Annotated in this window: 23 protein-coding genes, 4 pseudogenes and 1 riboswitch; of the genes and pseudogenes, 24 read left to right on the top strand and 3 right to left on the bottom strand. The window is 41.1% G+C overall.

Annotation, left to right across the window (positions count from 1 at the left end):
- Positions 1 to 255: 255 nt before the first annotated feature.
- The 4 genes and pseudogenes from GT641_RS11095 to GT641_RS11080 form a co-directional block, all read left to right on the top strand.
- Positions 256 to 378 (top strand): annotated as a pseudogene (locus GT641_RS11095) (Maff2 family protein); the annotation flags it as partial.
- Positions 379 to 773: 395 nt separating this feature from the next.
- Positions 774 to 1,223: a MarR family transcriptional regulator gene (locus GT641_RS11090; protein WP_129900147.1), complete on the top strand. Its 450-nt coding sequence runs from the start codon at positions 774 to 776 to the stop codon at positions 1,221 to 1,223.
- Positions 1,216 to 2,586: an MATE family efflux transporter gene (locus tag GT641_RS11085; protein WP_161117559.1), complete on the top strand. Its 1,371-nt coding sequence runs from the start codon at positions 1,216 to 1,218 to the stop codon at positions 2,584 to 2,586. Before GT641_RS11090 ends, GT641_RS11085 begins: the two co-directional genes overlap by 8 nt.
- Positions 2,587 to 2,727: 141 nt before the next feature.
- Entirely contained in the window at positions 2,728 to 3,453 is a 726-nt protein-coding gene (locus GT641_RS11080; RefSeq protein ID WP_161117558.1) for a hypothetical protein, read from the top strand.
- 82 nt (positions 3,454 to 3,535) lie between these two features.
- Here GT641_RS11080 and GT641_RS11075 read toward each other — a convergent pair.
- Positions 3,536 to 3,829 (bottom strand): annotated as a pseudogene (locus GT641_RS11075) (manganese catalase family protein); the annotation flags it as partial.
- Positions 3,830 to 4,012: 183 nt separating this feature from the next.
- On the opposite strand from GT641_RS11075, the gene GT641_RS11070 reads away from it, so the two are divergent.
- Entirely contained in the window at positions 4,013 to 4,222 is a 210-nt protein-coding gene (locus tag GT641_RS11070) for a hypothetical protein (protein ID WP_243143755.1), read from the top strand.
- 288 nt (positions 4,223 to 4,510) lie between these two features.
- A pseudogene (locus tag GT641_RS13010) lies at positions 4,511 to 4,669 on the top strand (CD0415/CD1112 family protein); the annotation flags it as partial.
- A 306-nt stretch (positions 4,670 to 4,975) separates the two neighbouring features.
- Here the strand turns inward: GT641_RS13010 and GT641_RS11065 are convergent.
- Together GT641_RS11065 and GT641_RS11060 are read right to left on the bottom strand one after the other, a co-directional pair.
- The gene (locus tag GT641_RS11065) at positions 4,976 to 5,308 is read right to left on the bottom strand and encodes a type II toxin-antitoxin system RelE/ParE family toxin (protein WP_161117557.1); all 333 of its coding nucleotides are present in this window, start codon (positions 5,306 to 5,308) and stop codon (positions 4,976 to 4,978) included.
- Positions 5,305 to 5,568 (bottom strand): type II toxin-antitoxin system prevent-host-death family antitoxin, encoded by a 264-nt coding sequence (locus GT641_RS11060; RefSeq protein ID WP_161117556.1) that lies wholly within the window; start codon positions 5,566 to 5,568, stop codon positions 5,305 to 5,307. Before GT641_RS11060 ends, GT641_RS11065 begins: the two co-directional genes overlap by 4 nt.
- A gap of 195 nt (positions 5,569 to 5,763) precedes the next feature.
- Here GT641_RS11060 and GT641_RS11055 point away from each other — a divergent pair.
- The 18 genes and pseudogenes from GT641_RS11055 to GT641_RS10965 all read left to right on the top strand — a co-directional run.
- Positions 5,764 to 5,952, top strand: a pseudogene (locus tag GT641_RS11055) (DUF87 domain-containing protein); the annotation flags it as partial.
- A gap of 214 nt (positions 5,953 to 6,166) precedes the next feature.
- Entirely contained in the window at positions 6,167 to 6,547 is a 381-nt protein-coding gene (locus GT641_RS11050) for an arsenate reductase ArsC (protein WP_161117555.1), read from the top strand.
- A gap of 62 nt (positions 6,548 to 6,609) precedes the next feature.
- Entirely contained in the window at positions 6,610 to 6,789 is a 180-nt protein-coding gene (locus tag GT641_RS11045; RefSeq protein WP_161117554.1) for a hypothetical protein, read from the top strand.
- A gap of 621 nt (positions 6,790 to 7,410) precedes the next feature.
- Complete coding sequence (locus tag GT641_RS11035; protein ID WP_021944958.1) at positions 7,411 to 8,202, top strand: transporter substrate-binding domain-containing protein; 792 nt, start codon at positions 7,411 to 7,413, stop codon at positions 8,200 to 8,202.
- A gap of 52 nt (positions 8,203 to 8,254) precedes the next feature.
- Positions 8,255 to 8,941: an amino acid ABC transporter permease gene (locus GT641_RS11030; protein WP_117785671.1), complete on the top strand. Its 687-nt coding sequence runs from the start codon at positions 8,255 to 8,257 to the stop codon at positions 8,939 to 8,941.
- A 12-nt stretch (positions 8,942 to 8,953) separates the two neighbouring features.
- Positions 8,954 to 9,733, top strand: coding sequence for an amino acid ABC transporter ATP-binding protein (locus GT641_RS11025; protein ID WP_021944957.1), 780 nt, complete (start codon positions 8,954 to 8,956; stop codon positions 9,731 to 9,733).
- 156 nt (positions 9,734 to 9,889) lie between these two features.
- Positions 9,890 to 10,723, top strand: a complete 834-nt coding sequence (locus GT641_RS11020; RefSeq protein WP_021944956.1) for a metallophosphoesterase — start codon at positions 9,890 to 9,892, stop codon at positions 10,721 to 10,723.
- Positions 10,724 to 10,943: 220 nt separating this feature from the next.
- Positions 10,944 to 11,846 carry a HAMP domain-containing sensor histidine kinase gene (locus tag GT641_RS11015; protein WP_008402701.1) on the top strand — a complete coding sequence of 301 codons (903 nt, stop codon included), beginning with the start codon at positions 10,944 to 10,946 and terminating at the stop codon, positions 11,844 to 11,846.
- Between the two features lie 257 nt (positions 11,847 to 12,103).
- Positions 12,104 to 13,192 carry an MFS transporter gene (locus GT641_RS11010; RefSeq protein ID WP_008402700.1) on the top strand — a complete coding sequence of 363 codons (1,089 nt, stop codon included), beginning with the start codon at positions 12,104 to 12,106 and terminating at the stop codon, positions 13,190 to 13,192.
- Between the two features lie 194 nt (positions 13,193 to 13,386).
- Complete coding sequence (locus GT641_RS11005) at positions 13,387 to 15,093, top strand: bifunctional diguanylate cyclase/phosphodiesterase (RefSeq protein WP_008402697.1); 1,707 nt, start codon at positions 13,387 to 13,389, stop codon at positions 15,091 to 15,093.
- Positions 15,094 to 15,200: 107 nt separating this feature from the next.
- On the top strand, positions 15,201 to 16,001 hold the full coding sequence (locus GT641_RS11000) for an SDR family NAD(P)-dependent oxidoreductase (protein WP_008402696.1): 801 nt from the start codon (positions 15,201 to 15,203) through the stop codon (positions 15,999 to 16,001).
- A gap of 448 nt (positions 16,002 to 16,449) precedes the next feature.
- Positions 16,450 to 18,225, top strand: a complete 1,776-nt coding sequence (gene thrS, locus GT641_RS10995; RefSeq protein ID WP_161117553.1) for a threonine--tRNA ligase — start codon at positions 16,450 to 16,452, stop codon at positions 18,223 to 18,225.
- A 153-nt stretch (positions 18,226 to 18,378) separates the two neighbouring features.
- A riboswitch (NiCo riboswitch) is annotated at positions 18,379 to 18,473 on the top strand.
- 128 nt (positions 18,474 to 18,601) lie between these two features.
- Positions 18,602 to 19,741, top strand: coding sequence for a cation diffusion facilitator family transporter (locus GT641_RS10990; protein ID WP_161117552.1), 1,140 nt, complete (start codon positions 18,602 to 18,604; stop codon positions 19,739 to 19,741).
- Positions 19,742 to 19,826: 85 nt separating this feature from the next.
- Positions 19,827 to 21,377 carry a helix-turn-helix transcriptional regulator gene (locus tag GT641_RS10985; RefSeq protein WP_161117551.1) on the top strand — a complete coding sequence of 517 codons (1,551 nt, stop codon included), beginning with the start codon at positions 19,827 to 19,829 and terminating at the stop codon, positions 21,375 to 21,377.
- A 221-nt stretch (positions 21,378 to 21,598) separates the two neighbouring features.
- Entirely contained in the window at positions 21,599 to 23,428 is a 1,830-nt protein-coding gene (locus GT641_RS10980; RefSeq protein ID WP_161117550.1) for a fibronectin type III domain-containing protein, read from the top strand.
- A 232-nt stretch (positions 23,429 to 23,660) separates the two neighbouring features.
- Positions 23,661 to 24,131 carry a MarR family winged helix-turn-helix transcriptional regulator gene (locus GT641_RS10975; protein WP_161117549.1) on the top strand — a complete coding sequence of 157 codons (471 nt, stop codon included), beginning with the start codon at positions 23,661 to 23,663 and terminating at the stop codon, positions 24,129 to 24,131.
- Positions 24,115 to 25,446, top strand: a complete 1,332-nt coding sequence (locus GT641_RS10970; protein ID WP_161117548.1) for an MATE family efflux transporter — start codon at positions 24,115 to 24,117, stop codon at positions 25,444 to 25,446. Before GT641_RS10975 ends, GT641_RS10970 begins: the two co-directional genes overlap by 17 nt.
- 132 nt (positions 25,447 to 25,578) lie before the next feature.
- Positions 25,579 to 25,902 carry a DUF6110 family protein gene (locus GT641_RS10965; protein ID WP_119962428.1) on the top strand — a complete coding sequence of 108 codons (324 nt, stop codon included), beginning with the start codon at positions 25,579 to 25,581 and terminating at the stop codon, positions 25,900 to 25,902.
- Positions 25,903 to 25,909: the final 7 nt, after the last annotated feature.

Raw genomic sequence — 25,909 nt, 5'->3', positions numbered from 1 at the left:
TAGGCTTGATGGAATCATCGTGATGCCAGTAATCGTGTACCAAAACAAATACTTTTTTACTCATAAGTTATACGTCCGTTCATCACCATTTTATGGCTACGTTTTTGTGAATTCTCGTTTTTTAGATGTGCGTTAAATTCAAATTTTCTTTATTGTAGCACTGATTAAAACGTTATACAACATATAAGAAGGACAGGGCTCAATAAATGTCCTGTCCATATCGTTACGCTATGAATGTATCAGTTGTCATGGCTTATGGCATTTTTCAACAGCGCAGTAACTGTTCTTCAGACCCTCGTCATCGCACTGGGTGCCGGTCTCGGTATCTGGGGAGCAATCAACCTGCTGGAGGGCTACGGCAACGACAACCCTGGTGCCAATGCTCATGTACGGTAAAGAAGCAAGCAACCGAAAACAAGAGATAGACCGCCAGCACCACACTATTCCGAACCAAAGAAAACAAAGACCAAAAGACAAGCATTGTGGAAATGTGCATAACAGGCTATGGAATCATGGATAACTCTATTCACAGAACATGGAAAAGCTAAAGTGCAGCTTTCCCACATTCTGCAAACAGAGTTACCCACAACTCCATAAGACAGCCAGTTATACACATTCCCACAATGCCGACTACTACGGAATCCCTCTCATACCTATCTACAAAAACACGATAAGGATTCAATACCTTAATTTGGAAATATTTGTTGGCAGAAAAAAACTTGCGTGCGCACGCATATTGATGTATAATATGTTCTGATTGGAGGTATATATCTATGCAACTATTAAAATGGCTTTCCGTAACAGACCGATTTTACAAAATCTATTTGGACAAGCAACTTGCTCCCTATGGAATTAACAACAGTCAATATATGTTCTTAATCAAAATCTGTCGTTCGCCCGGTATTCTACAAGATTCTTTGTTGAATATGTTCTATGTTCATCCAAGCAATATTGTACGGACGGTTGCGACATTGGAAAAGCAGGGAATGATTACACGTTCTCCCAATGATAAGGATAAGCGGACATGTAAATTGTATCCTACAGAAAGAGCATTGTCTATTATTGACGAGATACAGATGATATGCGAAAAGACAGAAGCTCTTTTATTGCAGGGTATGAGCGAATCCGAGCAGAACCTTTTTATGGATTTCTTAATACAGGCGGGCAGAAATATCACATCGGAACTCCATATAGAGAGAAAGGGGGAGGAGTTCAATGACTGAAAATCCTCTGGGCTATGAAAAAATTCCAAAGCTGTTGAAAAATTTTGCTGGTCCCAGTATTGTGGCGTCTCTTATCGGCTCAATCTACAATATTGTGGATCAGATTTTTATTGGTCAAGGGGTCGGTTATCTGGGAAATGCAGCAACCAATGTTGCCTACCCGTTCTCTACCATCTGCCTTGCTATTGCACTGCTGGTTGGAATTGGCAGTGCTTCCCGTGTTTCCCTCTGTCTTGGACGCAAAGAGCCGAAAGCTGCCGCCAAAGCAGCGGGAAATGGTATTGTTCTGATGGGGATTTTCGGAATTATTTATTTGTTGGTTGGTGAAGCTTTTCTGTCTTTGCTCTTAAAGGCATTTGGGGCAACGACAGATGTATTTCCATATGCAAAGCAGTATGCCAGCATAACATTGATTGGAATGCCGTTTCTTATTGTAACGAATGGTATGAGCAATTTGATTCGAGCAGATGGAAAACCAAAGTATTCAATGGTCTGCATGGTTGTGGGAGCTATTATCAATACCATTCTTGACCCCATTTTTATTTTTGTTTGCGATTGGGGAATTGCAGGCGGAGCTTGGGCAACGGTTATTGGGCAAATTTTTTCTTTCATACTCGCACTCCGTTATCTATGGCGTTTCCAAACAATCCATTTTGAAAAAGAGTCGTTTTTATTTGACATTAAAGAAAGCCTGAAAATTTGCAGCATGGGGATAAGCAGCAGCTCAAATCAGATTGCAGTTACCGTGATTCAAATCATTCAGTACAATTCGTTGACTTATTACGGCGCATTAACAAAATATGGAACGGATATTCCCTTGGCAGCTTGCGGAATTGTTATGAAAACAAATGCCATAATCCTTGCGATTGTTGTAGGAATCTCGCAAGGGACACAGCCGATTATCGGTTTCAACTATGGAGCAAGGCAATATCATCGGGTACGGGAGACTTACATGCTTGCAATAAAGTGGAATTTTGTTGTTTCCACTATTGCTTTTATCGCATTTCAATTTTTCCCGCAATCTATCATTTCACTATTCGGAGACGGGGACGAGCTGTATTTTGAATTTGCTGTTTTGTTCATGCGTACCTATCTTTTCATGGTGTTGGTAAATGGTGTGCAGTTGCTTTCTTCCAGCTTTTTTACCGCAATAGGAAAAGCGTTAAAAGGTGCTCTGTTGGCATTAACAAGGCAGACCTTTTTGTTGATTCCGCTTACCCTGCTGCTCCCGCTTCGTTTCGGAATTATGGGAGTATTGCTAGCGGGGCCTGTTTCTGATTTTTCAGCGTTTGTGCTATCTATTGTGTTAGTGGGAACAGAATTAAGAAAGCAAAAAAATGCAACACATATTAGTCCACAGTAAAATGAACGGGCTACGTCCGCTATTGACAGCCCCGCCTGTCTTTGCTTTTAGGCAGCTAAGGGGCGACAGCAAAAAGTGCTGCCGCCTCTTACATTATAAAAGCAACTATCAATCATGCACTACCCTTTTAGGAGACATCATATGAATCATCAAAGTACAATCAGAAAACGAATAATAGCTATCATACTTACGATGGTAATGGTCATAACTGCGGTGACAGTACCGACCCACACCTCAGAAGCGGCAACTGTGAAAAGACCTGCCAAAGTCACGATTCGTTCCATATCCAGAACGAACCGCAACAAAACCATCACAATAAAAGTAAAAAAGGTAAATAAAGTCACAGGATACCAGATAGCTTATAAGACGAAAAGTGCGAAAAAATACACACTGAAAAAGATCAAAAAGACGACTTACAAATTGACAGTAAAAGCTAGTGCTACTTATCAGGTAAAAGTTCGTGCATATCGCAAAAGAGGAAAGACTACCAGTTATGGGAAATGGTCGGATGTAGTGACGCTAAAGAAAAAAGGTGCAAAACACCGCCATAACTGGGTAACAATCACAGACAAAGAAGCCTGGGACGAATCTGTATATGTGACAAAGGAAGTATACATTGGTACGCACTGGTACTGGCCAGATGGCACACAGTGTGATGAGCTGGCAGACCCATGTGCAAAGCAGAGATGGTGTGCAATGCATTGTACAAGCTGTTTTCCAGATTGCCCAGAACCAGACCCACATGGAAGATGTGCAGTCACTATCTATGATACAGACGACTTCGACTACCAGGAAGTTCAGGTTGACACCATCCATCATCCAGCAAAAACGCATCAGGAATGCAGTAAGTGCGGTGCTAGAAAGTAAGATTTAAATAACAGATAACAGTCAGAGTGCTAGAAATAACATTCTGGCTGTTATTTTTTTGAAATGAAAAAGTATCAAACGAAAGGAGACGCAGGATATTGTCATAAGTCGAGCGGGCTTTCTGCTCTGCTGCCATATCTTCGAAAAGATCCGTGATCGGATCGCCTTTACTCTGGAATTCGCAGGCATTAAATGGAACGCCGCCTGCTGCCTGCGGCCAGATTCCAAGCGTATGGTCGATATAGTATTTGTCAAAGCCTGATGCCTTAATCTCTTCGATTGACAACCGGCAGGTAAGCTGGTAGATAATCGTGGCAATGATCTCCAGATGTCCCAGTTCCTCTGTACCTACAAATGAATCGAAATTGCACATCATAGCACACCACGAAATGAACCCCTAAATCTTCTATTGACTTGCATTGCAAACATTGGAAGCAGATGCTAAAATGTCATTATATATTAGGAGGAGATTCTGAAAACACAGGAGAAGTTTTATCTTGCCGATACTGCTTCGCGTTACAGTGTGCTGGGCTATACACCGGACGGTGAGGTCGATTTTGTGGCGCAGAAGCAAAATGACCGGTTGTATGTGCAGGTCACGCAGGAGATCAAATCCGAGAAGACAGAAAAGCGTGAGTATGAACGACTGCTGGAAATCCGGGATAACTATCCGAAGTATGTTTTGAGAACCGATGAATTTGCCGGAGGCAATTACCAAGGCATTAAGAGTATGCACATTGCAGATTTTCTATTGAGCACTGAATATTAACGATGAGGGCGGCGGTGAGCCGTCCTTTTTACATAGCCAGGTTTCTGATTGAAATTGGAGACCTGGCTATTTTCTGCGCTCTCCGGCAGGTGCACATGTTGGAAGTATGACGCAGAACCGCAGTTTAGAATCGCACCGGCTGAGAGGCCGGACCAGTTGCAGGAGGACAAATCTATGGCGTTTCTTACTACAACTGTATCGGCACTGTCTCTTTTCTCGCAGCTGTTCATGCTTCTGTCCCGGATGGCGAAGCTGTTCGGCGTGTTTGCGTAAGGAAGGAGGCGGCTCATGCAGAGTATCCTTGAACAGATCACAGATTGGCTCAAGAGCATGATCATCGAGCATAACAATCTGGCAAATTTCGAGACATGGACATTTTTCAAATGGGTTTTTAAGACCTTTCTGGCAGTGACCCTGATCTCGAACACATTCAATATCATGATGTCTTGCCAAAAACATCGCAGGCGGCTAAATCTATGTAAAGGAGAAGGCGAGGTGAGGTAATTGGTAATTGAAATCAATAAGGACATTGACCGTTATCAGGAGTCTGTGGCAATGGGACTTACCGCAAAGCGGATGTTGATACAAAAGCTTCTGACCAGACTAAGAATAAGGAGGAATTTGAGACTATGAAGAAAAAGACGAGAAACATTCTGCTTGGAATGATTGCAGCAGTAGTTGCAGCGGTGGCAGGAATTGCCATCTTTAAGGCAACGAGATAAAAAAAGAGAACCTGATGAGTTTTCAGGTTCTCTATACCAGAGAAAAACCCTGGCGAAGAATGGCATTCCAGTTGCTTTTTTGAAAGAGAAAACGAACAACGATAACTCGGTTTTCTTCTTCAGAAATAGTGTAAAAAGCAAGATAGCCATTTACTATGACAAAACGAATACCCCATGAAGCAAGAACAGGATCATCTACTAACCGGAATTTCTCAGGAAAATCGGAAAGAGAATTTATCTGTTTTTCTGCTTCGTCAAGTAAGTCATCAGCAGCCTTTGGGTTCTTCAAAACAAATTCAATGTGGTCTGCGGCACGAATTAAGTCTCTTTCAGCGGCGGCTGTGATGTGAATGTTGTAATTCATCGTTTGCGTTTCTCCCTGATAGATGACATAGCTTCAGAGAATGGACGGATATTGCCATTGGCAGCATCATCAAGTCCTTCTTTTATCAGACCATATAATTCAAAACGGCTGGTCATTTCCTCATAGGCTTCTATGCTCATGACAGCAAGGTCGCCTTTACCATTTTTGGTGATGAAAACCGGTTCCGTATAAGTGTGGCAGAATGTTGAGATTTCATTATAATTGTTTCTCAAATCTGCACTTGATTTAATAGTTGGCATATAAACACCTCCTTTTGATAACAAAATTATACACAAATTTTGTTATATAGTCAATGGAAATCTATTAGTAGTATATGTCAGTGTAAGCATTATTATTTGATTGACTTCCTTTTAGGGAGCAATCCGGGCACCGGCCGGGTTGTTCCTGGTGTGGTGCGTAAATCCATGAGGAAAGCGTAACGCAGAAAGGAAGGTAAGAACATCAATGTGGGAAAACGTAAGAAGCTTATCAATGGTAACGGATTTGTATTCGGTGTGTCGGGTTCCGGTAAGTCCTTCTTCTGTAAGATGGAAATGGGCAGCGTATTCTTATCCGGTAATGATGAGATTATCGTTATTGACCCGCAAAATGAATACTTCGATATTGCCAAAACCTATGGCGGAAAAATTGCAGTGGTATATGTTGTGTTCGGACTTGTGATTGCAGTAGCTGGTGGTACCTTCATAGAAAAAATGCATTTAGAAAATTATGTGGAGGATTTTGTAAGAAATGCAAGTGCCGTAGATATTGACTCTCCCACATTAACACAAAAGGAAAGATTGGCAAAGTATTAAAGAAAGAAGAGGTTATTAAGATTCTCAAAGAGGTCAGAGGATAATGGAAAAGAAGAAAATCGCGTTTGTTTGTGTTCATAATTCATGCAGGAGCCAGATAGCTGAGGCATTGGGCAATCATTTGAGAGGCAATGATTTTGAGTGCTATTCCTGTGGAACAGAGACTAAACTACAGATAAACCAGGATGCGGTCAGACTGATGAAAGAGTTATACGGGATTGATATGGAAGAAAAACAGTTTAGTAAAACTTATGATAAAATTCCGACACCTGATATTGCTATTTCAATGGGATGTGATGTGGGATGTCCGTATATTGGCAAGGATTTTGATGATAACTGGGGCTTACCCGATCCAACAGGGCAGAATGATGAAGTCTTTAAAGAAGTAATTAAGCAAATTGAAGAAAAAATCATGTTATTATAAAGAGAGAAAACTCCCAGGTTAAATGAGCAGTTTATATGCTAATTTAGTAAAGGAGGTTCTATATGTTATACGATTACATTATAACTAATTACAAAAAGGATGAGCCTATTTTCTTGTCAGAACTTCCTGGAAAATCTAAGGAGTCTGTGAGACAGGAGATGAAGAAGCTTACAGATGAAGGCAAGATAGAACGTCTGTATAATGGAGTTTATTATCTTTCATATACAACCATTTTAGGATAAAAAGCGGGAATCCTCGGTAATTCAATTACCAATGTAGTTCACGAACAAAAGGAAAGGTATCTTTTGATAAATTTGTTCAGAACTGTGATAAGTCTGATTCCTTCATCTCTTATATTTTTGGCTGCATTGTGATCACGGTCACACTTATAACCGCAGTTACAGGTAAATACTCTGATGTTCAGATTTTTCATTTCCTTGTGCAATGCTCCGCAAAAATGACAGATCTGGCTTGACGGATACCACTTATCTATCTTTACAAGTTGTTTTCCTCTGTCTGCAAGTTTGTAGTGAACTACCCATTGTCTTAAGTCAATGGGTAGTTCACAAGGGAGTATTTCTGAATGTTACAATTCAGAACTTGCCGGTTAGAGGAAGTAAGAAAAAGAAAGGTTGCAGTACAAAAGCGAGCATCTAGGGGAGATAGCATAGAGAAGCGACCGGATGATGTTTTATTCCGTGAAGAATTTGGACACTGGGAGATGGATACAGTGGTTGGAGCACAATTCATAAAAACCATAAGATTACGTTTGACTTTATTATGATAAACTGTTACTATGTTATCGTGTTGCGCCCGGAAGGGGCAGACATATATCTTTTAATTATATTCAGGAGGAAATAATCATGAAAAAGTTAGTAGCACTGGTTTTAGTAGCAGTAATGGGACTTTCTATGGTTGGCTGTGGAAAGAAGGATTCATCAAATGACTCAAAGAGTGATCTGGAATACGTAAAGGAAAAGGGAACTCTTGTTGTTGGTGTTACAGATTTCGCACCAATGGATTACAAAGACGATTCAGGTAACTGGATTGGATTTGATGCAGACATGGCATCCGCATTTGCTGAGAGCATCGGCGTGAAAGCAGAATTCGTAGAGATAGACTGGGACAACAAGATCATGGAGCTTGATGGTAAGACAATCGACTGTGTATGGAACGGTATGACACTTACAGACGAGGTTACAAGTTCAATGGCATGTTCTGATGCATACTGCAACAATGCACAGGTAGTAATCGTGCCACAGGACAAGGCAGATCAGTACCAGACAGTAGACAGCATTAAGGAACTTACATTTGCTGTAGAAGCAGGAAGTGCCGGAGAAGATCAGGCAAAGGAACTTGGACTTAATTATACAGCAGTGAAGGCACAGTCAGATGCACTTATGGAAGTTGCAGCAGGAACATCTGATGCAGCAATTATCGATTCCCTTATGGCAGCAGCTATGGTAGGTGAAGGCACAGGCTATGCAAATCTTACATATACAGTAGGCCTTAACAGTGAGGAATATGGTGTAGGTTTCAGAAAAGATTCTGATCTTGCAGCAGAGCTTAACAAGTTTTTCAAAGACAGCAAGGCTGATGGATCTATGGAGAAATGTGCAGAGAAGTACAAGGTACAGGCAGCACTTACAGAGTAATTAACAGACTATAAGACGGTTATTTTGATTATTACTTAGAGAGAAAATTATTATGGATTTGTTTTTTGAACAGCTCCCAATTGTACTTGGGGCGCTTAATACAGGATTTATTCAAACTTTAAAATTGTTCTTTGTGACCTTGCTTGGTGCATTTCCACTGGGACTTTTAATAGCATTTGGCTCTATGTCAAAGTTTAAGCCACTCAGCTATCTTATGAAATTTATCGTGTGGATCGTTCGAGGCACACCTCTGATGATCCAGATGCTTATCATCTATTATTTTCCGGGACTTGTATTCCATAACCCGATCTGGGGCGGTGGCGAAGGCGGAAGATTCGTGGCAGCATCGGTATCGTTCATCGTGAATTATGCCTGCTATTTTTCAGAGATATATCGTGGAGGAATTCAGGGAATTCCTGTTGGACAGGAGGAAGCAGGTCTGGTGCTTGGTATGACTCCAAAACAGATATTCTTCAAGGTTAAGCTTCTTCAGATGATAAAGAAGATCGTACCTGCAATGTCCAACGAGATCATTACGCTGGTTAAGGATACATCACTTGCACGTATCATTGCGTTGCAGGAGATTATCTGGGCAGGACAGGCGTTCATGAAAGGTTCACAGGGAATCTCAGGTGCGATATGGCCATTGTTCTTCTGCGCATTCTATTATCTGATCTGGAATGGTGTACTTACTGTTTTACTTGGAAAATTAGAGAAGAAACTGGATTTCTTCAGATAGAGGAGGAGCTGTATGGCGATATTAGAGGTTGAACATATAAAAAAGAAGTTTGGTAAGACCGATGTACTTAAGGATATCAGCTTCTCATTAGAGCAGGGAGAGGTTCTGTCGATCATAGGATCATCAGGAAGTGGTAAGACTACATTGCTTCGCTGCCTGAATTTCCTTGAAATGCCGGATAACGGAATTATCCGTGTAAATAATGAGATCCTTCTCGATACGGATAAGCCGGAGACACTTAAGGAGTCGGAGGTTCGGAAGAAACGGTTGCACTTTGGACTGGTATTTCAGTCATTTAATCTGTTCCCGCAGTACACAGCACTTCAGAATGTTATGCTGGCAAGGGAGCTTCTGGCAAAGGAAAGACCGGACTATAAGGCAAATAAAAAGAACATACTGGATGAGATAAGAGTACAGGGCGAAGATCTTCTGCGTCAGATGGGACTAGGAGACCGGATGAACAATTATCCACATCAGTTATCAGGCGGGCAGTGTCAGCGAGTTGCGATCGCAAGAGCACTTGCTATGCAGCCGGATATCCTGTGTTTTGATGAACCGACATCAGCTCTTGATCCGGAGCTTACCGGCGAAGTGCTGAAGGTTCTCAGAAATCTTGCAGATAAAAAGACAACGATGATAATTGTCACTCATGAGATGGCATTTGCAAGAGACGTAGCCAGTCAGGTTATATTCATGGATGATGGATATATACTTGAGCAGGGCAGACCGGAAGAGGTATTTGACAATCCGGAGCAGGAACGTACAAAGCAGTTTTTATCATCATATTCATAATTATTTATTTGACGCACGACAAATGATTTTATATCCTATAAGAGGAATAAAATTTGCCGTGCGTTATTTTTTGTATCAAAATATTATAGGCAGGAAGTATCGCAGGGTAAAGACGATAGATAAAAGATGGGAGCGGTTATTTGTGACCGTGAATAGATGAAGATGAAAAAAATACCACACAAAAAGATTATCATTCTGATGCTTATAATCATTATTTTGATTCCGTTTTGCCTGTTTCAGAATAAGCATCTGGTAATTACCACATATACATATGAATCAGAAAAGCTTGGCGCAGATCTCGATGGATACCGGATCGTACAGATATCGGATCTACACAACGCTGAATTTGGAAAAGAGAATAAGAAGCTGTTAGAAACCATACGAAGCTGTTCGCCGGATATCATTGTTATTACCGGGGATCTGGTGGATTCTAATCATACAAATGTGGAACGTGCGGTAGCATTTGTGAAAGAAGCAGTGAAGATCGCACCGGTATATTATGTGACCGGCAACCATGAATATTGGCTTGAGCCATCGGAAAATGAACAGATGATGCAGGGGATTCTTGCTGCCGGAGCATGTGATCTGGATGATGAAGCCGTCTGCATTGAAAAAGGGGATTCCTCTTTTATGTTGGCAGGGTTAGATGATCAGCACTTAAGTGATGAGACATTAAAGAATCTGCTTCAGGAGCAGAAAAATGAATTATCCATCGTACTTGCGCATGAGCCACAGTACCTTCAGAACTATGCAAATGCCGGAGCTGATCTTGTCTTGACCGGACATGCACATGGAGGACAGATCAGACTTCCATTTGTCGGGGGAATCGTTGCACCCGATCAGGGATTTTTACCGGAATACACATCAGGAAAATATAACCGCGCAGATACAGAAATGATAGTCAGCAGGGGACTTGGCAACAGCATAATTCCGGTTCGCCTGTTCAATTATCCGGAGGTTGTGTGCGTAGAGCTTAGATGTAAAAACTAACGATTTATGGAGAAACAATATGCCAAAGCTACTTGTGATTGAAGATGACAGAGAGATCAATCATCTCATCTGTGAATATATGGCGGAAACCGGACAAAGATAAAGAAATATGACGACCGGGAATACATAGAAATCATATGTGTTATCATATAATAGCTATAAGAAAAGATGGTTCAATTAGGGTGTTGGATCTTTGATAGCCTGAGGAGAATTTGTATACATGGATAAATGGTATATCATAATTTCAGGACTGTTGCTTTTACTGGCAGCAGTCCTTTTTATACGTTTGATACAATATAAAAGACAGATGCGGATATTTGCAGCCAAGCTTCAGAAACGCTTGCATGGAGGAGTGGATCAGGAGATCCATGTGGAATATTTTGATCGTGACATCGTAGCTCTTGCAAAAGCGTTAAATGATTATTCGGATCAGATCAAGGAGAGAAACCGTGCGCTGGAGCAGGACAGAACCAGACTGAAAAATGTGATCGCAGGCATTTCTCATGATTTCAGAACACCCCTTACAGCAGTAAAAGGATATCTGCAGTTGATGAAAAAAGGTGGACGCATAGACGACCGGGATATGGAATATCTGGATATCGCGATCGCAAAGACAGAGTATCTCCGTGTGTTGTCGGATGCATTTTTTGAGGTATCTTATGCAGAGGCAAAGGATGAAGCCATTGACATCAGGAATATAGATGTGGCAAGAACTTTGACAGCACTTGTGCTGGAGCAGTATGAATGGATTCAGGAGTCCGGGATTCAGGCAGCATTTGACATACCGGAAAGTGTAGTCTGGGTTCAGAGCAACGAGAAAGTGCTGAACCGGATATTTACAAATTTCTTTTCTAATGCCAGAAAATATGCGGATACCAGAATCAGCGTCTGCTTACAACAGGATGCGGACGGAGTATCCATTACATTCACGAATGACATAGAGGCTGACAATGAGATCGATATCGACCATGTATTTGACGCCTTCTACCGTGGCAATTCCCGCCGGGAGGAAGGCGCAGGACTTGGTTTATATGTTGTAAAATGCCTGGCCGATAAGCTGGGGCATGTGGTTTCAGCAGAGGTAAAAGATAAGCAGTTTTCGGTAATGCTGCGAATAAAGTGAGTTTTTATACCCTTGCAAATGAAGGCAGGATATGCTATCCTAACCGTACAATTCTATGAGTTGATATTGAAAGGATTAAGATTATGTTCTGGAAAATGACAAATCTACAACTGAAAAAAGGTTATACATGTGTTCCTTACGGGGATAGTGCGCCTTTTTTTAGAACAAGTCATATATCAGAACAATGATATAAAACGTAATAAAAAAGTACACTATCTCCTTATCCATTTAAGAAAAATAGATAAGGAGATTTTTTTATGAACACAATTAGAAAACAAATAGGATATTTATACACATCATCCGTCCTTGGAAATTTATCTTTAACAGGGGCTTGGGTGGCAATATTGGCTGCCAGAGGATATAGTTTGGTCGAAATAGGTTTTGTGGAAACGGTCTTTCATGTAACCAGCATTATTTTTGAGATACCGTCAGGAATATTTGCGGATGTATTTGGAAGAAAAAATATGTTGATTGTGAGCAGTATTTTACGAATGATTGCAAATGTTGTTATGATCGCATCAGGGAATTTGTTTACGATATGTCTGTCTATTGCACTTCATGCGATGAGTTACAATTTTTCATCAGGATCGGGAGATGCTTTAGCATATGATTCTTTAAAAATCTATGGAGAAGAATCCTATTATGCAAAATATGAATCAGATCAGTTGAGTATATACCGTTTGTGTAATGGAATATCAACTTTGTGTGCAGGATTTGCGTTATACATTGGTTATAGAGCCGCATATGGAACGGATATTTTAATGTGTCTGGTTCAGATATTTGTTTTAAATAGAATATGGGAACATAGAGAACACAGGGATCATAAGGCAAATACAATTGTCCGTGCATTGGTTGACTGCTGGTGGGAAAGTATTCAGTTTCTAAAGGATGCAAGGAGAGCAATAGTTTTGATGTTGGTAAATTCGCTGGTAGGAGCAGGGGATATTTTACTGTTATTTTTCTTACAGGCTAAGCTGCCGGAGAGTGGAATCCCAAATGCCTTGCTTGGAATGGCACTCTTTATTATGGAACTTGGAGGAATCCTTGGAGCAAGGGTGATTCTGTTGTGTGATCGTTTACGGTACAGAACAGTATTTGTATTAACCGGATTCCTTGTTCTTCTTGGTATAGCAGTGGAACATTCTGGTAATTATGTGATTATGACATTAGGTGGATTTATTGCGGCATTTAGTGATGATGCATTACAGGTAAGAACAAATACGATACTTCAGAATATGTTCCCTTCGGAACAGAGGGCAACATTGATCTCTATGGAATCTTTTACATTTTCCATGATCATGATCGTGTTGTCACCGCTTACAGGTATTCTATTTTCATGGTGGTAATTGTAACACCTGTATATTTGTCATATAAGAAATAACGCCTGTCATGTGATTTCCAACCTGTTCAAAATCTATCAAAAAACTATCTTTTTTCCCATAAAAGTGAAAAGCATGTTATAATAAACACATGATTGTTTGTATGTAAAATAATAGTTTTGTGGTGTATAGAGTAGTAAAGATGAGAGGGAGGATCACCCGTGACAGTGGATGATATCAGAGAGAGAATTAAGAAAAAAGATATAGAACTGTATGTACAGGAATTACTACAGTTTGAGAATACATTTGATGGATTCAAAAAGGCGATCGAACCTCTGGCTGAGCGGCTTAAGATCGGCAGGGTAGCGGGACATTTGCACATTGAGGCAAATATCAAATCTGTACAGGATGAAGATCGTCATGATGTATTCTATGCCGGGGATGGCTTGTATTCCGAGAAAGGCAAATATCAGAAGACATTTCAAGCGGTAGAAAACGGATATTGTGAGCTTACGGCATTCCCATATGAAAATGTAGAATGGAGCGAGGAAGAAAAAGAAGATATAGCTCTTCTCCTTGAGGTTTTATATCTTCATGTGACGAGATCCAGACTGATCCGTAAGACAAGAGAATATTCGTATTGTAATCTGATCACGATGCTCCCTAACAGTGCAGGCTTTGTCAGGATCATACAGCAGCATTTGCAGGATCAGACGATCTGTCAGTACAACGGCTTTTATTTTAACCTGAAAAGCTTTGGACTGCTCAGCTATAAGTATGGTGGTGCAGAAGGTGATCTGATGATCAAGCGTTATGCAGTCGCTGTCAGAAAATGGCTGGCAGAGGACGAGACACTGGCGCATCTGGGCGGAGATAATTTCATGGCGCTGGTCAAGAAAAGCAGAACGGCAGAGTTCCTTCATCTTCTGGAAAAGGTTGAGGTAACAGCAAAGTATATGGGACGGGTCGTTCCGGTATATATAGCGGCAGCGGCAGGTGCCTATGAGATAACGGCAAAGGACAGAGATCCCGGAAATATTATGAATGGTTTGTCGATTGCCGTCAGTTATGCCAGACAGCACAAGCTTCCGTATGCGTTTTTAACGGACAAGATGCTGGAAGAAACAGTAGATGTTCAGCGGATGGAACAGATGCTTCCTGAGGCGTTGGAGAAACGGGAATTTCAGGTGTATTATCAGCCGAAGGTTGATATCCGGACAGGTCAGATCGTAGGTACAGAGGCACTTGCAAGATGGATTCATAACGGAGAAGTGATACAACCATTTCGGTTTATTCCGACCATGGAGAGGAATGGATTTATCATTCATCTGGATCTGTATATTCTGAAGCGGGTCTGTGAGGCTATAAATGAATGGATTGAGAAAGGGTATAAGCTTGTTCCGATATCTGTGAATATATCGAGAAATGATATTTCCGGGGTTGGGCATGATCCACGGATGTTGGCGGAACGAATTATAAGGATCATAAAAGAGTATGATATTGATCCAAAGTATATCATCATAGAAGTAACAGAGACGACAGAAGCGAGTGAACAGAAGGATCTGTATGACTTTATCAAGAATATGTCAGAAGCAGGTATTGCGACATCAATTGATGACTTTGGTACAGGCTGTTCGACCTTGAGTGTTCTTCGGGATTTCCCGGTAAACGAGATTAAGATCGATCGGTCATTTATCAATCATGAGGCATTTTCAACACAGGATCAGATCATTATTAAGAGTATCATTCAGATGGCAAGACAGTTGAATCTGAATGTCATAACCGAGGGAGTTGAGACGGAGGAGCAGGCAAGATTTCTTCTGGAACTTGGCTGTAACCATGCACAGGGCTATCTGTATGATAAACCATTAGAACAGAGTGCATTTGAAAGCAGGCTGTCAGTGGGAGGATATGATCGAAAGATATAGAAGATAATGAGCATTATATATGATACAAACGGACTGGGACATTTGTATAAGGCCGGAAAGCAGTCTGAAGGTATCGGATTTCAAATAATATAAGGAGAAAACAGAAAATGGGATTTTTAACAGGTAAAACAGTTATTGTCACAGGTGGAGGACGTGCCGTATTAAGTGATGGCAGATGTGGTTCGATCGGTTACGGTATCGCTACAGCATATGCAAAAGAAGGCGCAAATGTCGTGATCACAGGACGAAATGTGAAGAAGTTGGAAGATGCAAAGGAAGAACTGGAACGCTTATATGGTATAAAGGTTCTGGCTGTTGCAGCAGATGTATCTGCCGGTGCGGATAATGAGGCAGTTGTTGCAAATGTTGTAAAGCAGACGATCGATACATTTGGCAGTATCGACGTATTGGTTAATAATGCACAGGCATCGGCATCCGGTGTTCCGCTTGCTGACCATACAACAGATCAGTTTAATCTGGCATTATATTCCGGACTGTATGCAACCTTCTATTATATGAAAGCGTGCTATCCATATCTGAAAGAGAGCAAGGGATCCGTTATCAACTTTGCATCCGGTGCAGGACTGTTCGGTAACTTTGGACAGTGTGCGTATGCAGCAGCAAAAGAAGGAATTCGTGGACTTACAAGAGTTGCAGCAACAGAATGGGCAAAGGATGGCGTAAATGTAAATATCATCTGCCCGCTTGCATGGACAGCACAGTTAGAACAGTTCAAGAATGCATATCCGGATGCATTTGACAAGAATGTTCATACACCTCCGATGGGTCATTTCGGTGATTCAGAGCTTGAGATCGGACGTGTATGTGTACAGCTTGCATCCCCTGATTTCAAATATATGACAGGAGAGACGATCACTCTGGAAGGCGGACTTGGACAGAGACCATAGTCTTAGGTATTAACGGAAAATCTTTAGATCATTCAATAAGAAAAAAATGATAATAAAACCGGAAAAAGCTACTTGACAGTGCGGAACAGTTGAAATATACTTTGAATAACGTGTTGATGAGAACAGTACTGAACGAAGAATCTACAGAGAGAGATACATTTGGTGGAAGTATCTTAGAGGAGTCATTCAGGAAGACCAGCTCTGAGCGGCCCTAATCCGGTCCGGTGATTCCGTTATCATCATGAATGAGATATTTCCACAGGAAATAAAAAGGGTGGAACCGCGATATAAGAATTATAATCGCCCCTTGTATAGATGAAAAAACGTCTGTACAGGGGCGTTTTTTGTGCAATAGACAAAGAAACAGAAGGATTCCTGTACAAATAATTATCGGACATTGTACCATTGGGTGGGATGTCAGTTCAGGTAAAAGAAAGGAAATAAGAAAATGGTAGATTTTAAAGCAGACGAGAGATTAAATACGCTCAATCATTCCTGCGCCCATGTTATGGCACAGGCCGTAAAGCATTTGTATCCACATGCAAAGTTCTGGGTTGGACCGGTTGTAAAAGAAGGTTTCTATTATGATATCGACCTTGGCGATGATGTTGTAAACGATGATGTGATCGCAGCTATCGAAAAAGAAATGAAGAAGATCTGTAAAGAGGGCAAGAAGATTTACAGACGTGAGGTTACAAAGGCAGAAGCACTTGAAATGTTCAAGGATGATTTCTACAAGCTGGATCTGATCGAAGGCTTAGAGGATGGAAATATTACAGTTTACGATCAGGGAGATTTCACAGATCTCTGTCGCGGACCACACGTTGATAACACAAAATTATGTAAGAACTTCAAGTTAGTAAAATATTCCGGTGTATACTGGAAGGGGGATGCCAAGAACCATGTAATGCAGAGAATCTATGGTGTATGCTTCCCTACAGCAGAAGAACTGGAAGAACATCTGAAGTTATTAGAGGAAGCAAAAGACCGTGACCACAGAAAGATCGGTAAAGAGATGAATCTGTTCATGTCAGATGATCTGGTTGGACGTGGACTTCCTATGTTCCTTCCAAAGGGTTATATCGTATGGCAGGAGCTTGAAAATTATATCAAGAACAAGGAAAGAAAGCTTGGCTACCTTCATGTTATGACTCCTTGTGTTGGTACGGTAAATCTTTATAAGACATCCGGTCACTGGGATCATTACAAAGACAATATGTTCCCTGCAATGGAAGTTGAGGGTGAGTCTTTCGTACTTCGTCCAATGAACTGCCCGCATCATATGATGATCTATGCAAACAAAATGCATTCCTATAAAGATCTTCCAATCCGTATCGGCGAGATCGCACATGATTTCCGTTTCGAAGCCAGTGGTACTTTAAAAGGAATCGAGAGAGGCAGACATTTCTGTCAGAACGATGCCCATCTGTTTGTAACACCGGAGCAGATCGAATCTGAATTCAAGCAGGTTGTTGACTTGATCTTCGACACCTATAAGGATTTCAATATTACAGATTATCGTTGTGTTCTGTCCTTAAGAGATCCTGAGGATAAGGTGAAATATCATGATGACGATGAGATGTGGAATACAGCGGAGGACGCACTCCGTAAAGTATTGGATGATATCGGTATTGAATACACAGAAGAGATCGGTGAAGCAGCATTCTATGGTCCAAAGCTTGATGTAAATGTTAAGCCGGCGATCGGAAATGAATATACATTATCTACATGCCAGCTTGACTTCTGTCTTCCTGCAAAATTCAACCTGACATATATTGATAAGGATGGTACAAAGAAGACTCCTGTCGTTCTTCACAGAGCAATCCTTGGTTCCTTAGATCGTTTCATGGCATACATTCTGGAGGAGACAAAGGGAAATCTGCCACTTTGGTTAGCACCGGTACAGGCCAGAATTCTTCCTGTAAAGAATGAAGATGAGGAATTAAATGCATATGCACATGAGCTGTATGATTTCTTAGATGATAACAATATCCGTGTTGAGATTGATGAACGTGCAGAGAAGCTTGGCTATCGTGTGAGAGCTGCTCAGGTTGAGAAGGTTCCGTATCTGATCATCCTTGGTAAGAATGAGGTAAATGATAAGACTGTCAGCTACAGACTTCATGGTGAGCAGAAGACAACAACTGTTCCTAGGGATGAGTTCCTTGCAATGCTTCAGGATGAGATCAAGACCAAGAAGTTGAATCCTGCCGCATCCAAGTAATACAGAGTACAAATAAGGATAAGCCGCCGGAAGCAGATTTCCGGTGGCAGATCCTTCAAAATATCATCCTTCAAAATATCAGAAACCGGCACTTGATGTATGGATAACCGCATGCTATAATGTATCAATACTTTTTGCACTGCATATCAATCTACAGTACAAACTGAGCAGGCGGTGGGATGACCACAGGGCCGGGCCACACAGGGTGGCAGCAGATAAAGAATGAATTTATGATCTGCGGGACAGTAGTTACTATTTGTTCCGCAGGTTTTTTATTATTCCGGCTACAGCCGGTCGGAGATAATTCTATTAATCTGATGGAAAGATTATTAATTGCGTTGCATAAAGTTATCTTATATATGCGGAGGTAACTATTATGGCACAAGAAAATCAGGATTCTAAGAAAAGGGCAGCGGTCGGTAAGATGACCGGTTTCATAGGGGTATTGTGTAACCTGCTGTTGGCAGGCAGCAAGCTTGTGATTGGAAAGTTGGCCGCATCTACATCAATTACTGCAGATGGATTGAACAATCTGTCAGATGCAGCAAGCTCCATCGTAACATTACTCGGATTTAAGCTGGCAGAGAAGCCGGCAGACAAAGAACATCCATACGGACATGCAAGATTTGAATATCTGGCAAGTCTGGTTGTGGCTGCTATGATCCTTGTGATCGGATTTGAATTGGCAAAGACATCGGTACTCAAGCTGATCCATCCGGCATCAATCGAATTTTCCATGCTGATGATCATTGTGCTGATCGGTTCGATCCTGGTAAAACTCTGGATGATGTTCTTTTATCGTAAGATGGGAGATAAGATTCAGTCAAATACCTTATTTGCTGCAGCCGCAGACAGCAGAAATGATGTGCTGACAACAGCTGCAGTTCTTGCCGCAACAGTTGTAGAACATATCAGCGGATGGAAAATAGATGGTCTTATGGGTGGGCTGGTATCTGTTTTTATCATTGTAAGCGGAATTTCGCTTGCAAAGGATACAATCTCTCCGCTTCTTGGAGAAGGTGCAAATACCGGTTTGCGGGAACAGCTTATTGGATATATAAGCAGCTGTCCGTTGGTACTTGGCTGTCATGACCTGTTGGTACATGATTATGGCCCGGGCAGACAGTATGCAAGTATTCATGTAGAGATCGATAAGAAGATCGATCCAATGGTGTGTCATGATGAGATTGACCGCATCGAACGGGAATGTCTGAACCGATTTGGTGTGCATATGGTCATTCATTATGATCCGGTTATTACGGACGATGCAGAGCTCGATCAGATACACCATCAGGTACTTACTATCCTGCAGCAAATAGATGCAGAAATAACAATCCATGATTTCCGCGTACACACTCATGAGGGAAAGAAAGAACTTGTTTTTGATATGGTTGTTCCATCGGAATGGCAGGGGCAGGAAAAGAATATCGTGCGGGAACTGACGGAACGGTTGCAAAAAGAAAACAAAGAGACATATTTGACAAAAATTACATTTGACCTTGAGGACAGGGCGTAGTACATTAACAGAATAGTTTACGCTGGGGGAATATTGGAAGACAGGGAACAAATGAGACAATTATAAAGATAATGGGGAAGTATATATGTCCGAGCAGAAGAATCAAAAGGGGAAATACAGAAATTATATATTGGCCATAACAGGATTGGCGGTTTTTAATTTTTTGTTTCTGGGAACGGAATATTTCTTTGATGATCGTATGGCGGAACTGGTACCTGCAGGTCGGGTGGTATGGGCACAGAGCATTATTCTTACAGTCAGTGCAGCAGGATTTCTGGTCTATCCGATTTTGAAACACTATCGGGGAAGCCGACAAGGAATGGTTATGCAGATTATTTCAGGAGTGATCTGTATGTTAAGTATTTGGATGATGACAGGTAACAGATCGGAACGGAGTCTGTTAATCTGGGGGTGCGTGTTCTTTTTGTTTGCGGGTATGTTTGGCAGTATGGTGCATGATCAGGCAGCGGATATCCTGAAAAACAGTAATCATATGGCATTGATGGTTGGAACTGCTTATGCGGCAGGTCTGTTGCTTCAGTTTGTAAATAATAATCTGATCACAGACAATCGGATTCAGGCATCTATGCTACTGATATTTGTTGTGATCTTTGTAATACTTGTGGATTGTTTTAAGATAGAGGATGAGACGGAGGTGCAGAATAATGCCTCGATTCATCCGGGACTTACCTGTGGAGCGCTGGTTTGTTGTGTCCTTTTAATGACATTCATATTTGCGGCTCTGGATAATATTGTTACTTACTATCATGCAAAGGGTGCGATCGATGTAGGTGAATGGCCGAGACTTCTGCTGGCTTTAAGTGGAATCCTTGCGGGAATTTTATTTGATCTGAAGAAACGCAGATATATGAGTCTGGTCATGTACTGTGTGACGGTCTTATCCGTGCTCTGTATCTTATTGATCGGTATAGGTGGCTCGGTCCTTGCTGGACTGCTTGTGTTCTATCCGGCAGCAGGATTTTTCGTTGTGTTCTTCACAACCGGTTTTATGGAAGTATCTTATTATACGCGAATCCCTGCATTATGGGCAGGATTCGGCAGAGCTATCAATAATATCGGAGCCGGTATCGTCGGCTTTATCTCAACCATGTTGCCGTATACCATGTCGGTAAATGCAGATGGAAATGTAAGCGGCGAGGGATTATCTCCGATGCTTCTTGCGAGTATCGTGATCCTTATTTTATTTGTGATGATCAGTATAGCGATGTTCATTTACAGTAGTCAGCTTCGCGTGAATATCATAGAGGAACGATTTGAACGTAAGGAAGATATGGATGGGCTTACGGTGGAAGTTGCATCTGCAACAACGGGGTCTGTATTTGATTCGGTTTCAGGAAAACACGACATTGAATCGGAAAATGTGATAAAAGAGTCGGACGGTACAGACGCTGTTGATTATTTTGCCCGATTTGCAGAGAAATATCGTCTGACAGACAGAGAGCAGGAAGTGTTAAGAGAACTTCTGGAATCGGATGAAAGTGTGCAGGATATTGCAGGAAAGCTGTATATTTCAAGGACTGCGCTCTATAAACATATCTCATCGCTGAATGAAAAGACAGATACAAGGTCAAGGATCGGCTTGATCCAGTTCTATTATGCGTGGAGAAACCGATAAAGGTATAAATGCGTCTGACGATTGGAATAGGACTGGATTCAAGCCTATATGATGATCAATCCTGGAAGATGTGAGTCCTGTTAATAAAAACTTGCTTTTGAGTGGATTTATGTGACGATATTGCGGTAAAAATACAAAAAAGAACAAATGTAAACTTATAAATCGCCAGTTTATCAGATATACTTCATGGCATAGTATAACCATGAAAGGAGGAAATGGGTATGAAACATTTCAAAAAGGTATCTCTGATGCTGGCGGTTTTGTGCATGTGGGTTGGATGCGTGATGACAGTACAGGCAGCAAATGGACCAAATACAGGAGAGTATAGTGCAGCGTATATCAATATTTATAATCGGGGTGGAACGAATACAAATCATTTTGTATATGTTACAGGTTCACAAAAAGCAGAGACTGTAAAAGGGGCAGTTTATGATAAGAAGACGAATACTTTAACGCTTACGAATTATAAACACCCAACGATGTCAATCGAGGCAAATGAGATGGGGGATGACTTCAAGATCAAGCTGGTGGGTGATAACCAGATTAAGAGTCTTATTGTATGGGGCTATGGTTATGGCGGATCTGTTGAGATTCTTGGTGATGGTACTCTGACGATTAATAAGAATAAGGGAAAAAATTGTGGAATTACCATGCAGCCGGAAGGTACAAAAGCCGTTCTCAAGGTAAGCGGAAAAGCAGTTGTAGATGTCTACGCAGGCACAGATAAGATGCCGTTCTATGTAAACTCAATATCAGAGGAATATAAAAACTGTGTTGATGCAGACACAGACAAAACCTTAAAGACGGAGGCGGCATATACAGACCGGTATATTACACATCCCGTTGTATGGCTGAGTGATGAGCCTTCTGTATTTGAGGTGTACATGAAGGATGGAGATGCAAAATCCAAATATGCGATAGATATGTATGATACCAGCTATTATATCTATAAGCTGATCTATTGCAAATCCCTAAATCTTTATTATGCACATGAGATCGAACATGGATATTCGGCATTTAATCCGTTTAATATGGGATATTACAAAACCTTGGAGGAAATATCAGCATATACTTATAGAGGCAAATCCTCAGGTGAGCAGGAATACATCGAAGATAAGACCGGTAAGAAATGTATATTTGAGCTTGATATTAAGAATGGTGTGACATCTTATGTAAAATGTGACTTGATCAGCATAGGTTCGATCACTGATTCAACCGGAGAAGCAGCAGACTGGTATATCGGTCAGCCGTCTTCCGATAATGTCGTTCTTACCAAGGAGGAATGGTATAATCTCGATAAGGATGGAAGCGGATATACAGCATCCTATGTAAGAGAGCCGATCAAGGGATATGTGAACATATATGTATCAGGAACATCCTATCATCTGACAGCAAAGAAAACGACAGGATGCGAGCATAAGGAGCAGGTTCAGAGTGTAAAGAAGAAAGCAACCTTCAGTGCTGATGGAAAGCTTGTGACGAAATGCAAGTCCTGTGGCGAGACTTTATCTACAAAGAAGATCAATAAGATCAGCAATGTAAAGCTTAGCAAGAGCATTTATACATATGATAAGAAAGCGAAGAAGCCAACTGTCACGGTAAAGGATACCAAGGGCAAGAAGCTGAAAAAGGGTAAGGACTATACAGTGACTTATGCAAAAGGCAGAAAGGCTATCGGAAACTACAAAGTTACGATTCAGTTAAAGGGTAAGAAATATAATGGCAAGGAGACATTGACATTTCGGATTGCACCTGCAGGTACATCGATCAAATCGGCAAAGGCAGGAAAAACAAAGGTTACGGTAAATTGGAAGAAACAAACAAGGAATACAAGCGGCTATATTATTCAGTATTCTGCAAATAAGTCATTTAGAAATGTAAAACAGATTACGATTTCTTCAAATAAGGCAAAGAGTAAACAGATTACAAAGTTAAGTACAAAAAAACAGTACTATGTGCGGATCTGTACTTATAAGAATGTGAAGAAGAATGGAAAGACAACAAAAATCTGTTCAGACTGGAGCAATGCAGTAGCAGTAAAAACAAAATAAATTCATGAAGCGTAAATGCGGCATGGAAGGATTCCAAAGAAGTTTGAGGTTTGGGGATCAGAAATAGACGGCTGCCGGCAGATAAAAATCTGCCGGCAGTTTTGGTATGCCATAATCTGATTTTAAATAAAGGTACAGAATTATTGCACGCGATTCAGAAAATATGGATTGACAGGGCTTTTATTTCTGCTATAATCCCATTTGGGATTATGAAAGAGAGGAAGATAATAACATGGATCGAAAGACTTTGCAGATTATAAATGCATCCAATCACAGTATCATAAAGCTGCGTGGAGTGTATGCAGACTGGTCGCGCAGACACAACATTAATTATAATGAGATGCTGGTACTTTATACGATACGCGAGAACGGATACTGCACTCAAAAACAGGTATGTGACAATTATCTGCTTCCGCGTCAGACGATACATAATGTAATTTCAAGGATGCGTGAACAAGGCTATCTGATTCTGGAACCGGAAAAAGGAGAAGGACGGGAAAAAGCATTTGTATTGACAGAGAAGGGCAGAAAATATGCAGAGACATTTTTCTGTTCGCTAGCTTCTATAGAAGAAGCATCTGTAAAACGATTTGGCTATGAGAAGATACAGATGTTGACAGAGCTTATGAAGGAATACCAGGAAATATTGGCTTCTTGTGTAGAGCAGGAGGCAGGAGGCAGCAGAGATGGAAACAAACAGTAGTTTTTACGGCACAGAAAAGATTAATAAGATCTTTTTTAAGATCGCACCACCTGTCATGCTGGCACAGTTGATACAGGCTCTTTATAATATAGTAGACAGTTTATTTGTCGGGAAATACTCAGAGAGCGGTCTGACGGCGTTATCGATCATTTATCCTGTTCAGCTTCTGATGATCGCACTGGCAGTTGGAACCGGTGTTGGAATCAATACAAATATTGCACATTTTCTGGGAATAAAGAGGTATAAGAAGGCGGATGAGGTAGCAGGCATCGGCTTTAGTCTGGCGATCATTATGTGGATCTTATTTGCAGTAAGCTGTTATCTGTTGATGCCTGCATATGCACGGTTGCAGACAACTTCAGATACAGTAATTGCTGATGTAATTACCTACGGAAGGATTGTATGTGTGGGCAGCATTGGATTGTTTACAGAGAGCATATGGACAAAGGTACTTCAGGCAAACGGAGATATGAAGACACCGATGATCGCACAGATCACAGGAGCTATCACGAATATTGTGTTAGATCCGATTTTGATCTTTGGGCTTTTTGGTATACCAAAGCTTGGAATAGCAGGAGCTGCATTTGCAACGATCACAGGACAGGTTGTAGCGGCACTTCTTGTTATGAAGAAGGGATTTCACCGTTCTCCGTCTCTTTGCAAATATCCAGAGGATATCCGCAGGATCTATGCGCTTGGAATTCCGAATATCATCATGCAGGCAACGTATACATTTTACATATTTGGATTAAATATGATCCTTGCAGGATTTTCCGATGAGGCAGTGACAGCACTTGGATTGTATTACAAATGGCAGACATTTTTCTTTATACCACTGGGTGCTCTTCAGACCTGCATTGTACCCATCATTAGCTATAACTATGCGGCAAAGAGTATTGATCGTTGTAAACATACGATGACGGTTGCCTTTATATGGGGAATTGCATTGATGTTCATCGGAACGTTATGCTTTGAATTTATTCCGGAACCTATGCTTTCTGTGTTTACGAAGGACAGCGAAGTTATCCGTATCGGAGTGCAGGGATTCCGATTTATTGGGATCAGCTTTATACCGATGGTAGGTGCGCAGATTTATCCGGTCTTTTTGCAGGCAACCGGCGAAGCCTTTAAGAGTTCGTTTCTAACCATTATGAGAACAGTGTTCTTATTTGTACCGCTTGGATATCTGTTTTCCAGATTCGGATTTGTGTATTTCTGGCTGACTTTCCCGGTTACAGAGGTAATCACTACTATAGTAGGATTTCTGTTTTATCGAAGCTTTTACAGGCCACATAAGATGATAGTTCACGAGTAGAACAAGTGTACATGTTTGCGAATGATCAGATGTAAAAAATATGTGAATAAAATGATAATATACATGCAAAAAAAAGAAATGATGCTATAATGTGCATCAAAATATATTAATACAATCAGGAGGTAAATTATCATGGATATTAAGAAAGTTGGAATATTTGCAGCAGGTTTATTGTTTGGTACGGCAGGTATCAAGGTATTATCAAGCAAGGATGCAAAGAAGGTTTACACAAACTGTACAGCAGCGGCTCTTCGTGCAAAGAAGTGTGTTATGAACACAGCTACAACCATTCAGGAAAATGTAGATGACATTTACCAGGGCGCTAAGCAGATCAATGCAGATCGTGAAGCAGAAGAAGAGGTCGTTGTAGAAGATATTCCTGCAGAGACAGCAGGAGAAACTGCTGAGTGCGCATGTGAGGCTGCAGCAGAAAATACAGAAGCAGCAGAGGTATAAGAAAAAT

The sequence above is a fragment of the Clostridium sp. BIOML-A1 genome, assembly GCF_009874105.1.
Lineage (GTDB): Bacteria > Bacillota > Clostridia > Lachnospirales > Lachnospiraceae > Coprococcus.
The sequence above is the reverse complement of the archived record's forward strand: the minus strand, read 5'-3'. Positions and strand labels throughout refer to the sequence as shown.

Excerpts from the sequence above, each read along its gene's own strand:
- GT641_RS10985 (WP_161117551.1), top strand. The coding sequence starts at position 19,827 with ATGTCCGAGCAGAAGAATCAAAAGGGGAAATACAGAAATTATATATTG.
- GT641_RS10990 (WP_161117552.1), top strand. The coding sequence starts at position 18,602 with ATGGCACAAGAAAATCAGGATTCTAAGAAAAGGGCAGCGGTCGGTAAG.
- GT641_RS10975 (WP_161117549.1), top strand. The coding sequence starts at position 23,661 with ATGGATCGAAAGACTTTGCAGATTATAAATGCATCCAATCACAGTATC.
- GT641_RS10980 (WP_161117550.1), top strand. The coding sequence starts at position 21,599 with ATGAAACATTTCAAAAAGGTATCTCTGATGCTGGCGGTTTTGTGCATG.
- thrS (WP_161117553.1), top strand. The coding sequence starts at position 16,450 with ATGGTAGATTTTAAAGCAGACGAGAGATTAAATACGCTCAATCATTCC.
- GT641_RS10970 (WP_161117548.1), top strand. The coding sequence starts at position 24,115 with ATGGAAACAAACAGTAGTTTTTACGGCACAGAAAAGATTAATAAGATC.
- GT641_RS11035 (WP_021944958.1), top strand. The coding sequence starts at position 7,411 with ATGAAAAAGTTAGTAGCACTGGTTTTAGTAGCAGTAATGGGACTTTCT.
- GT641_RS10965 (WP_119962428.1), top strand. The coding sequence starts at position 25,579 with ATGGATATTAAGAAAGTTGGAATATTTGCAGCAGGTTTATTGTTTGGT.
- GT641_RS11020 (WP_021944956.1), top strand. The coding sequence starts at position 9,890 with ATGAAGATGAAAAAAATACCACACAAAAAGATTATCATTCTGATGCTT.
- GT641_RS11085 (WP_161117559.1), top strand. The coding sequence starts at position 1,216 with ATGACTGAAAATCCTCTGGGCTATGAAAAAATTCCAAAGCTGTTGAAA.
- GT641_RS11090 (WP_129900147.1), top strand. The coding sequence starts at position 774 with ATGCAACTATTAAAATGGCTTTCCGTAACAGACCGATTTTACAAAATC.
- GT641_RS11015 (WP_008402701.1), top strand. The coding sequence starts at position 10,944 with ATGGATAAATGGTATATCATAATTTCAGGACTGTTGCTTTTACTGGCA.
- GT641_RS11000 (WP_008402696.1), top strand. The coding sequence starts at position 15,201 with ATGGGATTTTTAACAGGTAAAACAGTTATTGTCACAGGTGGAGGACGT.
- GT641_RS11080 (WP_161117558.1), top strand. The coding sequence starts at position 2,728 with ATGAATCATCAAAGTACAATCAGAAAACGAATAATAGCTATCATACTT.
- GT641_RS11045 (WP_161117554.1), top strand. The coding sequence starts at position 6,610 with ATGTTATACGATTACATTATAACTAATTACAAAAAGGATGAGCCTATT.
- GT641_RS11060 (WP_161117556.1), bottom strand. The coding sequence starts at position 5,568 with ATGCCAACTATTAAATCAAGTGCAGATTTGAGAAACAATTATAATGAA.
- GT641_RS11065 (WP_161117557.1), bottom strand. The coding sequence starts at position 5,308 with ATGAATTACAACATTCACATCACAGCCGCCGCTGAAAGAGACTTAATT.
- GT641_RS11010 (WP_008402700.1), top strand. The coding sequence starts at position 12,104 with ATGAACACAATTAGAAAACAAATAGGATATTTATACACATCATCCGTC.
- GT641_RS11025 (WP_021944957.1), top strand. The coding sequence starts at position 8,954 with ATGGCGATATTAGAGGTTGAACATATAAAAAAGAAGTTTGGTAAGACC.
- GT641_RS11030 (WP_117785671.1), top strand. The coding sequence starts at position 8,255 with ATGGATTTGTTTTTTGAACAGCTCCCAATTGTACTTGGGGCGCTTAAT.
- GT641_RS11050 (WP_161117555.1), top strand. The coding sequence starts at position 6,167 with ATGGAAAAGAAGAAAATCGCGTTTGTTTGTGTTCATAATTCATGCAGG.